Source organism: Streptomyces sp. MB09-02B, from assembly GCF_033794485.1.
Lineage (GTDB): Bacteria > Actinomycetota > Actinomycetes > Streptomycetales > Streptomycetaceae > Streptomyces.
Genome location: NZ_JARGEE010000246.1, coordinates 1 through 13,653 on the forward strand (window position 1 = coordinate 1; position 13,653 = coordinate 13,653).

10 protein-coding genes are annotated in these 13,653 nt (G+C 71.4%); 1 reads left to right on the top strand and 9 read right to left on the bottom strand.

Annotated features, from left to right (window positions below; genetic code table 11):
• Positions 1 to 138 precede the first annotated feature (138 nt).
• The 6 genes from P1P70_RS28605 to P1P70_RS28630 all read right to left on the bottom strand — a co-directional run bounded on the left by P1P70_RS28605 (position 139) and on the right by P1P70_RS28630 (position 8,345).
• Positions 139 to 2,538, bottom strand: coding sequence for a bifunctional diguanylate cyclase/phosphodiesterase (locus P1P70_RS28605; RefSeq protein WP_319242730.1), 2,400 nt, complete (start codon positions 2,536 to 2,538; stop codon positions 139 to 141).
• Positions 2,539 to 2,766: 228 nt separating this feature from the next.
• A complete protein-coding gene (gene ligA, locus P1P70_RS28610) occupies positions 2,767 to 4,986 on the bottom strand; it encodes an NAD-dependent DNA ligase LigA (protein ID WP_319242748.1) in 2,220 nt (739 codons plus the stop codon).
• A gap of 14 nt (positions 4,987 to 5,000) precedes the next feature.
• The gene (locus tag P1P70_RS28615) at positions 5,001 to 6,017 is read right to left on the bottom strand and encodes a methionine synthase (RefSeq protein ID WP_319242732.1); all 1,017 of its coding nucleotides are present in this window, start codon (positions 6,015 to 6,017) and stop codon (positions 5,001 to 5,003) included.
• A gap of 207 nt (positions 6,018 to 6,224) precedes the next feature.
• Positions 6,225 to 6,914 carry an SDR family oxidoreductase gene (locus tag P1P70_RS28620; protein ID WP_319242734.1) on the bottom strand — a complete coding sequence of 230 codons (690 nt, stop codon included), beginning with the start codon at positions 6,912 to 6,914 and terminating at the stop codon, positions 6,225 to 6,227.
• A gap of 48 nt (positions 6,915 to 6,962) precedes the next feature.
• Entirely contained in the window at positions 6,963 to 7,502 is a 540-nt protein-coding gene (locus tag P1P70_RS28625; protein WP_319242736.1) for a TIGR00730 family Rossman fold protein, read from the bottom strand.
• Between the two features lie 9 nt (positions 7,503 to 7,511).
• Positions 7,512 to 8,345, bottom strand: coding sequence for a class I SAM-dependent methyltransferase (locus tag P1P70_RS28630; RefSeq protein ID WP_319242738.1), 834 nt, complete (start codon positions 8,343 to 8,345; stop codon positions 7,512 to 7,514).
• Positions 8,346 to 8,428: 83 nt separating this feature from the next.
• On the opposite strand from P1P70_RS28630, the gene P1P70_RS28635 reads away from it, so the two are divergent.
• Positions 8,429 to 8,755, top strand: a complete 327-nt coding sequence (locus tag P1P70_RS28635; RefSeq protein ID WP_319242740.1) for a DUF427 domain-containing protein — start codon at positions 8,429 to 8,431, stop codon at positions 8,753 to 8,755.
• Between the two features lie 3 nt (positions 8,756 to 8,758).
• Here the strand turns inward: P1P70_RS28635 and P1P70_RS28640 are convergent, their stop codons facing one another.
• The 3 genes from P1P70_RS28640 to P1P70_RS28650 all read right to left on the bottom strand — a co-directional run.
• Entirely contained in the window at positions 8,759 to 9,490 is a 732-nt protein-coding gene (locus P1P70_RS28640; protein WP_319242742.1) for a SprT family zinc-dependent metalloprotease, read from the bottom strand.
• A gap of 51 nt (positions 9,491 to 9,541) precedes the next feature.
• Positions 9,542 to 13,096, bottom strand: a complete 3,555-nt coding sequence (locus P1P70_RS28645; RefSeq protein ID WP_319242744.1) for a type I restriction endonuclease subunit R — start codon at positions 13,094 to 13,096, stop codon at positions 9,542 to 9,544.
• 149 nt (positions 13,097 to 13,245) lie between these two features.
• A partial coding sequence (locus P1P70_RS28650) for an ATP-binding protein (protein ID WP_319242746.1) occupies positions 13,246 to 13,653 on the bottom strand: 408 nt, incomplete at its 5' end.

Genomic DNA, 13,653 nt, shown 5'->3' on the forward strand with positions numbered 1-13,653 from the left:
TCCCCGCGCCCCTGAAAAAGCAGGGGCTGCGCCCCGTGCTTTTTCGGCCCGAAAGGCCGGAGGCCTTTCAGGGGCGCGGGGAACTGCGCGAGAAGCCCCACGCACCCGCACCCGCACCCCCGAGCTGTCAGGCGCGCGTCACTCGTCCGCCGTCGCCGCCGGCAACGCCGCGGCCGGCCGCTGCCACCCCCGTGACCCCCGCGCCCGCAGCCACGCCGTGGTCTCCTCCGGCGGCATCGCGGCGGCCACGAGCCACCCCTGCACCGCGTCGCACCCCAGGTCCCGCAACCGCTCCCACGTCTCGTCGTCCTCGACGCCCTCCGCCACGACGAGCAGGCCCAGCGAGTGCGCGAGATCGACCGTGCAGCGCACGATCGCGGCGTCCTCGTTGTCGATCGCCAGCCGCGCCACGAAGGACCGGTCGATCTTCAGCTCGCTGACCGGCAGCCGCCGCAGATGGACCAGTGACGAGTACCCCGTCCCGAAGTCGTCGAGCGACATCTTCACCCCGTGCCCGGTCAGCCCGGCGAGCGTGTCCGCGGCCCGCTGCGGATCCTCCAGGAGCACGTGTTCCGTTATCTCCAGCTGCAACGCCCCCGCCGGCACCCCGTGCCGGGCCAGCCGCGCGGCCACCGCCCCCGCGAACCCGGGCGTGTGGACGTCGCGCGGGGACACGTTCACCGCGACCGGCACGTGCAGCCCCTGCGCCCGCCATCTCGCCACCTGCCCGAGCGCCGTCTCCAGGACGTACTCCGTCAGATGCGGCATCAGGCCGGACGACTCGGCGATCGCTATGAACTCGTCCGGCGGTACCTTCCCCCGCTCGGGGTGCACCCACCGCACCAGCGCCTCGAGACCGGCGACCTGCCCGTCGAAGCGGACCTTCGGCTGGTAGTGCAGCTCGACCTCGTGCGCGTCCAGCGCGCGCCGTAGGTCACCGAGCAGACCGAGCCGGTCCGGGGTGTTGGAGTCCCGCTTGGACTCGTAGACCTCGACGCCCGTACGGTCGCGCTTGGCCTGGTACATCGCCACGTCCGCCCGCCGCAGCAGCCCCTCCGCGTCGAGCGCGTGGTCGGGGAAGACGGCGAGCCCGGCGCTGGCCTCCAGGACGAGGGTGAGCCCGTCGAGGTCGAGCGGTGAGCCGAGCGCGGCGACGAGGTTGCGGGCGACGCGCGACGCGGACGTGGTGGAGTCGGCGACGGGCAGCAGGACGGCGAACTCGTCGCCGCCGAGTCGCGCGGCCTCCGCTCCGCGGGGCAGGGCGACCCGCAGCCGGTCCGCTATCTGCAACAGCAGCCGGTCCCCCGCGAGGTGTCCGAGCGTGTCGTTGACGGACCGGAAACGGTCGAGGTCGATCAGCATCAGCGCCGACCTCGCCCCGATGCGTTCGGCGTCGTCCAGCGCCGTCCAGGTGCGTTCCAGCAGCCACTGGCGGTTCGGCAGCCCGGTGAGTGGGTCGCGCAGCTGTTCCTCGGCGCGGGCTCGGGCGATCCACAGCGTGGAGTCGAGCGCGATGAGGGGGATGGCGAAGAGCGGCAGCAGCAGTGGCTGGGCGAGAGCGACGACGCAGACGAGCGGGGCGATGCCGAGCAGTGCGACGGCGACGAGCCCTTGTCTGACCAGGGCCGTGCGCGCGACGGTGGGCAGACCGCCGCGCGGTGCGGCCAGGTGCCAGAGCAGGACGCGGCTGACCACGAGGTAGGCGATGGCGACCAGGGCCACCTGGGGTGCCGAGTACAGGTTCCAGCTGTCCGGGTTCCAGGGCCGCTCCACCGAGGGGACGCGGCCGAAGACCCGCAGGACGAGTGCGGCGGCACCGATGCCGAGGATGTCGACCGCGCCGTGCAGCACGCCCTGGCGCCAGCGCCCCCGGCGGGCGACGCCGACGAGCACGACGACCGTGAGGCTGACCATCCCGGCGGCCACCCAGCCGTAGAGCAGCAGGACGGCGAGGGTCAGGGCAGCTCCGGAGCCGGTGCCGCCCCACCAGCGGGCGCGGCCCATGGCGACGAGGTGGCCGACGATGATGCCGGTGAGCAGGGCGAGGGACCAGCCGACGGCTCCGGCCGGGAAGAGGGCGTGCTGTCCCACCAACGCCCGGTAGAACCCGGCGCCCAGGATGGCCCCGGCCAGGCCCACGATCACGGCGGGCAGCGCGGGCCAGGACAGGTGCCGGTCGGCGTCGTGGCCCGGCAGTTCGTGGCCTCGGCTCCCACCGAGCGCGCCGGTGAGGGCGGACGCCCCGTCCGCGTCGGCCGCGGTGCCGGAGGTGAGCTGTGCCGGGCCCGGTGCGAACGGGCCGCGTGCGCTCGCACTCGCACGGCCCGGCGGCCAGGTGGCCGCGATCCTGGATTCCGTCGCCGTCCCCGTCGCCCGGTCCGGGCCCCGCTCCCGGCTTCCCGGCTCCGGGCTTCCGGGCTCCCGGCTTACCTCGAACGGGCGTCCTCCCATGAGCAGGGAGCGTCCCCGTCGCCAGACCCCGGAGAACCGGCGCAGGCGCAGCCGCGAGTCCGGGGCGACGCTCTCGGTCGGTTCCATTCCCGTCCCTCTCACAGCCGGCGGTGCCCACGCCACGCGGCCCGTTGCTCCCGAACTACCCGGGGCGGCACCGCGTCCGAGAACCCGCCACGCGTCCGGGCACGGCAGGCGCACATCTCAACAGTAGGCCGCACAAGGCTTCCACGGGCAGCGGTCGGCGTCGGTTGCCCGAATGCGACCGGCCACCCGTATGCATCTGGTATGCGCCGAACGGGTGGCCTTCAACCCCTACTCCTCGATCGGGAGCGCGACTTCCGCGGCCGCGTCCGGCCCCTGTTCGAGCAGGACGGCGAAGCCGTCCTCGTTCAGGACGGGCACCTTGAGCTGCATCGCCTTGTCGAACTTGGAGCCCGGATTCTCGCCGACCACGACGAAGGAGGTCTTCTTGGACACCGACCCGGTGACCTTGGCGCCCCGGCTCTGCAGCGCCTCCTTGGCCCCGTCCCGCGTGTGGTGTTCGAGTGTTCCGGTCACCACGACCGTCAGCCCTTCGAGGGGCCTCGGGCCTTCGTCCTCGCCGGAGCGCTCGTCCTCCAGGCGGACGCCGGCCGCCTTCCACTTGCGGAGGATCTCCTGGTGCCACTCCACCGCGAACCACTCCTTCAGGGAAGCGGCGATGATCGATCCGACACCGTCGGTGGCGGCGAGCTGCTCCTCGCTCGCCTCCCTGATGGCGTCGATGGAGCGGAACTCGCGCGCGAGCGCCTCGGCGGCCACCGGGCCGACGTGCCGGATCGACAGACCGGTGAGGATGCGGGCGAGCGGCCGGTTCTTGGCCGCCTGGATGTTCTCCAGCATGGCGACCGCGTTCTTCCTGGGCCCGCCCTCCTTGTTGGCGAAGACCATGGCGTGCTTCTCCTCGCCGGTCTCCGGGTCCCGCTTGGGCAGGCCGCTGTCCTGGTCGAGGACGTACGCCTTGATGGGCAGCAGTTGCTCGATGGTGAGGTCGAACAGGTCGCCCTCGTCGAGGAGCGGCGGCTCGGACGGCTCCAGCGGCTTGGTGAGCGCGGCGGCCGCGACGTAGCCGAAGTGCTCGATGTCGAGGCACTTGCGGCCGGCGAGATAGAAGAGTCGTTCACGCAACTGGGCCGGGCAGCTACGGGAGTTGAGGCACCGCACGTCGATGTCGCCCTCCTTGGCCGGCGCCAGGGGCTCGCCGCACTCCGGGCACTCGGTCGGCATCTCGAACGCGCGCGTCTTCGTCTCGTCGCGCAGCGCCACGACCGGCCCGAGGATCTCGGGGATGACGTCACCGGCCTTGCGAATGACGACCGTGTCACCGATGAGGACGTTCTTCGCCTTCACGACCTCCTGGTTGTGAAGGGTCGCGAACTCGACCTCCGAGCCGGCCACCGTGACCGGCTCGACCTGCGCGTACGGGGTGACGCGGCCGGTGCGGCCGACGCCCACCTTGATGTCGATGAGCTTGGTGTTGACCTCTTCCGGCGCGTACTTGTAGGCGATCGCCCAGCGGGGTGCGCGGGCCGTCGATCCGAGGCGGCCCTGCAGCCGGATCTCGTCGAGCTTGACGACCGCGCCGTCGATCTCGTGCGCGACGGAGTGGCGGTGCTCGCCGTAGTGGGCGATGAACTCCCGCACGCCGTCGAGGTCGTCGACCACCCTGTTGTGCTCGGCGGTGGGCAGGCCCCACGACTTGAGGAGGTCGTAGGCCTGGGAAAGACGGGTGAAGCCGCCGTCGAAGCCCTCCAGGGCGCCGATGCCGTGGACGACCATGTGCAGCGGCAGGGTGGCGGTGACCTTGGGGTCCTTCTGGCGCAGTGAACCCGAGGCGGAGTTGCGGGGGTTGGCGTACGGCTTCTCGCCGGCCGCCACCCGGCGTTCGTTGAGGCCCTGGAAGGCCTCCATCGGGAAGTAGACCTCGCCCCGGATCTCGACGAGGCGGGGGACGCGGTCGCCCTTCAGCCGGTGCGGGATCTCGGCGATCGTCATGACGTTGGGCGTGATGTCCTCGCCGGTCCGCCCGGTGCCCCGGGTGGCGGCCCGGGTGAGCCTGCCGTCCTCGTACGTCAGGTTGACCGCGAGGCCGTCGATCTTGAGCTCGCACAGCAGGTGGTAGTCGGAGGTGCCGACGTCCTTGGCGACGCGCTCGGCCCAGGCGGCGAGCCCCTCGTCATCGAAGACGTTGTCGAGGGAGAGCATGCGCTCGCGGTGCTCGACCTCGGCGAGGTCGGTCTCGTACTCGACGGCCACCTTCTGCGTCGGCGAGTCCGGGGTGCGCAGCTCGCTGTACTCGTCCTCCAACGCCTCCAGCGTGCGCAGGAGTTCGTCGAACTCCGCGTCGCTGACGATCGGGTCGTCCTTCACGTAGTACCGGAAGCGGTGCTCCTCGATCTGTTCGGCGAGCCGCGCGTGCTTCTCGCGGGCCTCGGCGGGCACCGCTGCCTCGGCGGGTACCGATGTGGGCTGTGCGTCCTTGTCGCCGGCCACCGTGTTGTCCTCCGTCACTCTGGGTTGTCCGCGAGGGATCTCGCCGCCTTGACGCAGTGGGCGAGCGCCCGGCGCGCGTACGCCGGGGAGACCCCCGCGAGCCCGCACGTCGGAGTGACCGTGACCGCCTCCGCGAGCAGCCCCGGATGCAGCCCCAGCCTGCGCCACAACGTCCTGACCCCCATGACGCTACCGGCAGGCTCTGACAACGCCCCCTCGGTCGTCGGCACGACACCGACGAGCAGCTTCGTGCCCCCTTCCACCGCTTCCCCGATCATGTCGTCGTCACGCTCAGTGAGCAAGGTGAAGTCGAAGGAGATACCGGTGGCACCGGCGCGGCGCAGGAGCGCGAAGGGTACGTCGGGGGCGCAGGAGTGCACGACGACCGCGCCGTTCTCCGCGTGGACGCCGATGACGTCCCTGAGGGTGGCCTCGACGAGCTGGCGGTCCACGGCGCGGTGGGTGCGGTAGCCGCTGGCGCTCTTGACCTGGCCGCGCAGGACGGCGATGAGGGACGGCTCGTCCAGCTGCAGCACGATCCTGGCGCCCGGGATGCGTCGCTGGACCTCGGCGAGGTGCTGGCGCAGGCCCTCCGCGAGCGAGCCGGCGAGGTCGCGGCAGGCGCCGGGATCGGAGAGGGCGGCCTCGCCGTTCTTCAGCTCCAGTGCGGTGGCGAGGGTCCACGGGCCGACGGCCTGGACCTTCAGCGGGCCCTCGTAGCCCTGGGTGTACTCCTCCAGCGCGTCGAGGTCCTCACCCAGCCACGACCTGGCCCGCTTGGTGTCCCGGCCGGGGCGGTCGCCGATGCGCCAGCCGCTGGGCTCCACGCGGGCGTACAGCTCGACGAGCAGGCCGGCGGTTCTGCCGATCATGTCGGCGCCGGGGCCTCTGGCGGGGAGTTCGGGGAGGTACGCCATGCCTGTCTCCGGCCACTCGAAGGTGCCGGTGACGGTCTTGGCGGCTTCTCGGGCGTCCTCGCCCGGCATGGACCCGACGCCCGTGGCAGGGCCGAAACTGAAGTCTTCACTCACGCCCCGAAGCGTACGGCTCCGCTGGGTGCGCGGTGTCGGGTGCGGGTGAGTGAGGGCTGGTCGCGCAGTTCCCCACGCCCCTGAAAAGCAGGGGCTGCGCCCCGTGCTTTTCACAGGCCCGCAGGGCCTGGGCTTTTAGGGGTGCGGGGAACTGCGCGAGAAGCCCCACCGACCCGCACCCGCCAACGCACCCGCACCCCCGAGCTATCAGGCGCCCGGGCGGACCGTGAGGTCGTTCACCTCCGCGTCCCGGGGCAGGTCCAGGGCCATCACCATCGTCGTGGCGACCGACTCCGGCGTGATCCACCGCGACGCGTCGTACTCCTTGCCCTCCTGCTGGTGCACCTTCGCCTGCATGGGACTGGCCGTGCGCCCGGGGTAGACCGTGGTCACCCGGACCCCGTTGCCGTGCTCCTCCCAGCGCAGGGAGTCGGCGAGTGCCTTGAGCCCGTGCTTGGAGGCCGCGTAAGCGGACCAGTCCGCGTGCGCGTTGAGCCCCGCGCCGGAGTTGACGAACACCACGTGCCCCCGCGCGGCCCGCAGTTGGGGCAGGAAGTGACGGGTCAGCTCGGCGGGCGCGACGAGGTTGACGTTGAGCTGGTGCCGCCACGTCTTCGGCGTCAGATCGCCCACCGCGCCGAGGTCGACCACACCCGCGACGTGCAGCAGCGAGTCCACCCGGTCGGGCAGCGTCTGGTGGGAGAAGGCCCAGGACAGCTTGTCCGGGTCCGCCAGATCGCCGACCAGGGTCCTCGCCCCCGGGAACTCCGCCGCCAGTTCCTTCGCCCGCCCCGCGTCGCGGGCGAGCAGCACGAGTTCGTCCCCGCGCTCGTGCAGCCGTCGGGCGACGGCCGCGCCGATGCCGGAACCCGCCCCGGTGATCACATGAGTAGCCATGCGGTCATGCTCGCATCATCCGGGGCATGCCCTCACGCACGCCCGGCCTCAGGCGACACCCCGGCTCTCCTCCAGGTACGCCATCGCCCCGACCGGCTCCTCGGCGAAGAAGACCAGGTCGGTCAGCGGGCGGGGCAGGAAACCCTCGTCCTCCATGCGCCGGAACTGCTCCTTCAGCCCGTCGTAGAAACCGGCGGTGTTCAGCAGGACGACCGGCATCTCGGTGTGGCCGTGCTTCTTCAGCTCCAGGATCTCGGTCGCCTCGTCGAGCGTGCCGGTGCCGCCGACCATGATGACGACCGCGTCGGCCTTCTCCAGGAGCAGCCGCTTGCGTTCGGCGAGGTCACGCGCGACCACCATCTCGTCGGTGCCGGGCCGTGCCTTCGCCGAGAGGAACTCGACGGAGACGCCGAGCAGTCTGCCGCCCGCCTCCTGCACTCCGTCGGCGACCACCTTCATCAGCCCGACGTCCGAGCCTCCCCACACCAGGGTGTGTCCGCCCTTGCCGATGAGCTTGGCGAATTCCTTCGCGGGGCGCGTGTAACGGTCGGCGAGGTCGGCGGCGGAGAGGAAGACACAGATGTTCATGGGTCCACGTTAGGGGGCGGCACCGACATCGGGGTCCGCTCGTCCACCGGCCTCCTCCGCCACCGTCGCGCGGATCTTCGACTGGCGGTGCGGCAGGTCCTCCCAGTCGTCCATGACACGGGCGGACAGGCCGTGTTTCCGGGCGAGTTCGACGAGGGTCTCGGTCCGGTAGTAGAAGTCCTCGTGCAGTACCTGGTGTTCGGGGCCCTCGGTGCGGCCGAAGGTGAAGTCGAAGTAGCCGCCGGGGGCGAGGACCCGGCCGACGTGGGCGAGGCACTGCTCGATGACGTGCGGCGGCGAGTGGGAGAACACGCTGTGCGCGTGCACGACGTCGAAGTACCCGGCGGGCAGGAAGGAGAAGGTGAGGTCGGCGACGAGCGCCAGATGCGGCAGCTTGTCCTGCAGGCCCTCTCGGGCGAGGGTGCGCTGTGCCTCCATGAGGATGGCCGGCGAGATGTCGATGCCGTAGTAGTTGCCGGTGTCCAGGTGGTCGATGAACAGCCGCCCGGCCCGCAGGTTCCCGCAGCCGATCTCCAGCATCCGGTGCCGTCGCTCCAGGCCGTGCCGCAGGAGGTAGTCGAACTGCATCCGACCCATGCGTTCCCACTTCTCGACCGACGGGTTGTGCCCGACGGCGGCCTCCGGGCTGCGCGCCGTGTCGGCGGCCATGACGGCCCGGTAGTAGGAGATGTGGTCGCGGTGCTTGAGCTGCAGCCAGGTGTCCCGGACCACCCGGTGCGCGTGCGCGGGGACCCGCTTCGGATGACGCAGGGCGTAGCGGACCCGATGGGTGAGGCTCCGCCGGCTGCTGGACCGGTTTCCCACCGGATCTGGGGCTGTCATGGCGACCTCCTACGGACTCCGGGAAGAACTCAACAGCAGCCTGCGCTGTATCAGGGGAGGCTGCTACCCGAGAAGGGGCGATCGTGACCGAAGGCCACCACATCACCGTCGAGCAAGGAACCGAACGCGTCCGTGTGGTCCATGGGGGCAGGGTGCTGGCGGAGAGTAGCCGCCCCTTGGTGCTGCGCGAGACAGGCTGTCCTGTGCGGTACTACATCCCCGAAGATGATGTGCGTATGGAGCTGCTGACCGACTCCGATACGCACTCGTACTGCCCGTTCAAGGGCACGGCGTCCTACTGGTCGCTCCCCGGGGCTCCCGACCTCGTCTGGGCGTACCCCGACCCGAAGACCGAGGTCGCCGAGATCAAGGGGCATCTGTGCTTCTACGACACCGAGGTCGTCGAGTAGGACTCACACAGCCCCGCGCCACAGATCGGGCTCGTGCTGCGCGAAACGGTGTTCCAGTCCTTCCAGGTCTCCGAGTGCGAGCCGCATCCTGCGTCGGAACGCCGGCCCGTGAGCCGGGACAGCCAGGTGCGTCAGCTCATGTACGAGGACGAGGTCCACCAGTGCAGGAGGCAGTTGCATCAGTGCCCAGTGCACGGTGATGTTCCCGTCCGGGTCACAGGCGCCCCAGCGCTCCTTGAGGTCGCGTACCACGACGTCCCCGGGAGCCACACCTGCCCGCGCGGCCAGAGGCCGCAGGCGAGCTGTCATCCAGTCCACGCCCCGCGCGGTGTACCAGTCGACGATCAGTCGCGCGCCCTCGCGTGGGGCGTCGGGGCGAGGAAGTTCCAGCCACCCCTGGTGCAGCCGTACGCGTGCGCCCGACTCGGCGGCCACGACCCTCAGCCGGTGGCGGCGGCCGAGATACGCGAAGCTCGCCCCGCTGACCAGTTCCTTGTGGGGCTCCCCTCCCCCGCGCATGCGCCGGTCGACCTCGTGCGCGATGCGGGGCAGCCGGGACCGTACGGCCGCCGCGACCGCCTCCGGATCGGCGTCGGGGGGCACTGCGAACAGCACTCCGCCGTCCTCACGGATCTCGATCCCGAGTGTCCGGCGGCGCTGCCGTACGACGACCTGCCACGTCCACTCCCCCGGCAGGGGGAGCGACGCGAGGGCGGACTGCACGGAGAGGCTCACCCGGCATTGGTACCACCCGGCACCGACAGCCGACGCGACCGGCACCGGGGGCTACGCGGGCGGCCGCCCCTCGTGACGGAGGAAGTCCTCGCGCCGCTGCACGGCGAGCTCCAGCAGCGCGGCGGCCGTGTACGCGGTGTCGTCCCAGTCGATCTGCAGGCGGTCGCTCACCTGGAAGCGCAGTACCTTGCGCGCCTCGCTCTGGGCGTCGGCCTGGGTCACGAAATGCGGTGTCCGCACGAGGACCGCGATGTCCGTCGTGAGCAGGCAGGCCGCCTCGTACAGGTCGACCTCGGCGGGCGGAAGGGGAGCGCCCTCCTGCTCCAGTGCCCGCACCAGTGCCCGGTGGACCGGGCGTTCCGTCAGCGGGTCGAGAGACGGGCCCGTCTCCTCGGTGTCCGCCGTGATGTCGCCGTACAGCCGTGCCAGGTCGGTCGCGGCCTGCTCGAAGTCCTGGCGCATCCGCTGGACGATCTCCTCCAGACGGGCGCTGAACAGCTCGTAGCGGGCCCGGTCCGTGCCGATGCGCGCCGTGATGTGGGTCCGCAGGCGGCTGACCATGTACCTGGTCCTGGCGCGGGCGTCGGCGTTGGCGTCGACGCGTTCCATGAACTCGGGCGCGCTCAGTTCGACGGGCGGGACCCGCAGCTCGACACCCGTCACCCGCAGGTGGTCGGCGATGAGCCGGCGTACCTTCGCCCCGTACCGGCGTGGGCTGAACTCGTCGCGGCCGTCCAGGTAACGCTGCCGTGCCAGGTACTGCACCTCGCCCAGCCGGCCGGCGAACCGCTCGTACCGCAGAGCATACGGACGGGGCAGGACCGCGCCCAGGGCGGTGAGGAAGTCCCGTGCCAGTTCGTCGAACTGTCCGCGCGTGAGCGGGTCTTCGAGCGCGTCGAGCAGTGCCTCGCGGCGCTGTTCGTCGGCCAGCGAGAGGATGCCGTGTTCGTCGTACGACGCGAGCCCGTGACCGTCCAGGAAGCGGGCGACGCGGCCGTGCAGGTCGTCGAGGAGCCGGTCGGCGGTGGCGTCCGCCTGGAGCAGCAGACCGTCGTCCGTGGGCTGCGGCCCCGCGAAGTCGCGGCGCAGGTGGTCGGCGGTGACGTTCTCGAAGCCGTAGACCTCCCGCAGGTGGTGCTCCTCGTAGGCGCGCAGGGAGCGGGCCAGTTCGTCGCCGATGCCGACGAAGTCGACGAGCGTCCCCCACCGCTTGCCCGGGTAGGGCCGGTTGGTACGGGCGACGGCCTGAAGCAGCCCTGCGCCGGCCAGAGCGGTGTCCAGGTAGAGGACCTGTTCGACGGGGGCGTCGAAGCCGGTGAGGAGCATCGACTGGACGACGAGGAAGGCGAGGGGCTCCGCCGTCTCCGGTTCGCCGTCGTCCGCCGCGTTCCCCTCGCCCTCCGGTCGTTCGACCTGCCATACGTCCGTCACGGGGACGCCGGTGGCGCCGTGTGCCTGTCCGGACGGGCCGTGGGGCTCGACGGGCCAGGAGGGGTCGGTCGCGGCGGCCCGCGGGTCCCCGAGCCCCGCCTTGAAGCGCTCGATGTAGTCGTCCTGCCGGGACTTCAGCGTCCACTGCCGCCAGTCGGCGGGGTCCCTGCGCGGGTCGCCGTGGATCACCACCGCCGCGTCGATCGAGGCGAGGACGTCGCGGTGCGGCAGTACGGTGAGCAGTTCCCGCAGTTCGTCGTCGGCGCCGAGGGCCGCCATCGGGTCGTGGACGATCGCCGGGTCGAGCGCGTCGAGCCGGGCGAGCAGCCGGTCCCGGGCGGCGAGCAGCGCGTCCCGGTAGTGGACGGCCGCGAGGCGGGACACGGCCGCCAGCTGGGCGCCGAAGCGGTCGGGCAGGGCGTTGACCGCCCAATGCCGCAGCATGAAGTCGGCCTTGTGGGCGATGACCGAGGACGCTTCGAGGACTTCCTTCTTCCGCGCGAACTTCCGCAGCACCCGCTCGCGCCGCTCCGGGTCGTCGGGTACCTGTTCGTCGAACTTGGCGTCGAGCGCGGCCTTCTCGACCACTTCCAGCGGCGCGTCGTACGCCTCGTACCGTACGGGGACCACGGACCGGTCGAGTTCGGCCTCGCGCAGTGTGTAGGCGTCGACGAGCGGCCCGAAGATCGCTTCGGTCTCCTTGCGGGCGCCCCGGATGATGGGCGTGCCGGTGAAGCCGACCAGGACGGCGTTGGGCAGCAGGGCGCGCAGCCGGGCGTGCAGCCAGCCGGCGTGGCCCCGGTGCGCCTCGTCGACGAGTACGACGATGTCCGGGCTGGTGTTCGCGGGCCGCCCGTGGGCATCGGCGTTCTGGTCGGCCCCCTGGTCCGGGAGGCTCTCGTCCCGGCCGTCGTAGGCGGTGTCGTCGCGCTGGGCCTTCTGGAGCATGACCAGGACGACGTCCGGTACGGGTGCGGCCAGCTGCGCCCGTGCGTTGGCGACGCCGTCGGCCCGGTAGACGGGTTCCTCGGCGGCCGCCAGCGAGGCCTGGATCTGCTTCTCCAGGTCGATGCGGTCGGTGACCACGACGACCTTGTGGCGCTTGAGCTCGCTGTCACTCCTGATGTGGCGGACGAGGAAGGCCATGGTGAGGCTCTTGCCGGAGCCCTGCGTGTGCCAGACGACTCCGCCGCGTTGGTCGACGTCCTGCTTCGCCGCGATCGCTCTCCTGCGCTGCTGGAGGCGACGGGCCAGTCGTCGCACGGCCTTGAACTGCTGGTACCGGCCGATCACCTTGAGCGTACGGCTGCCCTGCCCGCCTTCGGTGGTGAAGTCCCGTACGAGGGTGAGGAGGTGGTCGGGTCGCAACACTCCGGCGACGAGGACCGCCATGTCGGAGTCGCAGCCGTCGGCGGGCGCGGGCTCGGTGGTGCGCCAGGGCATGAAGTACTCGGGCGTCGAGGTGACCGTCCCCAGCTCCGCGTAGGTGCGGTCGGTACCGATCAGCACCTGCGCGAAGCGGGTGAACTCGGCAACGGGGGACGGCGATTCCAGGCTCGCGTAGCCGCAGACCTGTCCGACCGCCTCGTCGAGGGCGGCCCTGCTCTCCTCCCTGCCGCCGGAGGTGAGTGGGGCTTTGCACTCGATGACGACCCAGGGCAGTCCGTTGACGAACAGCACGAGGTCGGGGGTGACGGTGCCCGCGTCCTTGCGCTCGACGCGGAACTGACTGACCGCGAGCAGGTTGTTGCGTCCGCCGTTCTCCCCGTCCCAGTCGACGAGTTGTACGTGTTCCGGGTCGCCTTTCTTCCAGCCGGGCAGCATGCGGGCGTTGACGCCCTTGCGCAGCAGCCGGGTCACGGCGAGGTTGCCGCCCACGCCGCGATCGGTGGGGCCCTGCCCGGGGGCGGTGCCGAGTACGAGGGCGAGGAGGTGGTCGAGCTGGGCTTCTGTCAGCCAGGTCCCGCCGTTCGGCCCCGGGTTGATCCGCGACACCGCGTCCCGGAAACGGTTCGCATAGACGACGTCGGTGAAGGTGTCGCGCCCGGACGGGCCCGGCGAGGTGACCGGTTGACCGGGCGGCGCGCCTTCCAGGTGCTCCCATCCGAGGTCGACCAGGTGCCGTATCAGCGGCTTCTCGGTCTTGTCGTACTCCGGTAGCTCCCGCCGACTCACCGCTGGACTCCCTGCCCTCACCGTGCGCCCCAGCGTCTCCATGGGACGTACAGGAAACTCTACTCACGGGCAGGGAACCGGCCAGGGGTGTTTCGGCCTAGCGATCAAGCCACGGGGGCGGTGGCCTGCGGCTTCGGTGGCCTTCCGGCTCAGGCCGCGAGTGCGGGCGGCGGCTGCGTCTGCGGCGGAAGGGCCAGCTCGAACCAGATCGTCTTGCCCGCGGGCCCGTACGGCCCCTCACCTGTGCCGCATCCGCCCCAGCGGTCGGCGAGCAGGTCGAGGATCAGCAGGCCCCGCCCTCCGTCCGCGTACGCCGGTACGGCCGGGGGCGGTGGCAGCGGCGGCAGGTCGGGGCCCATGTCCCACACGCTCACCCGGAGGACGGGGTCCAGCCAGTGCAGGCGGACGTACGCGGGCCCCTTGGTGTGCCGTACCGAGTTGGTCGCCAGCTCGGACGTCAACAGCTCAGCACGGTCGGTGAGTTCGGCGAGGCCGTGGGCGGTGAGTACGGCGCGGAGGGTGAGGCGGGCGATGCCGGGGGCTCGGGGGTCACAGGG

Bases quoted from the DNA above. Each gene is read 5' to 3' on its own strand.
- P1P70_RS28605 (WP_319242730.1), bottom strand. From the start codon at position 2,538: ATGGAACCGACCGAGAGCGTCGCCCCGGACTCGCGGCTGCGCCTGCGC.
- P1P70_RS28620 (WP_319242734.1), bottom strand. From the start codon at position 6,914: ATGGCTACTCATGTGATCACCGGGGCGGGTTCCGGCATCGGCGCGGCC.
- P1P70_RS28630 (WP_319242738.1), bottom strand. From the start codon at position 8,345: ATGACAGCCCCAGATCCGGTGGGAAACCGGTCCAGCAGCCGGCGGAGC.
- P1P70_RS28625 (WP_319242736.1), bottom strand. From the start codon at position 7,502: ATGAACATCTGTGTCTTCCTCTCCGCCGCCGACCTCGCCGACCGTTAC.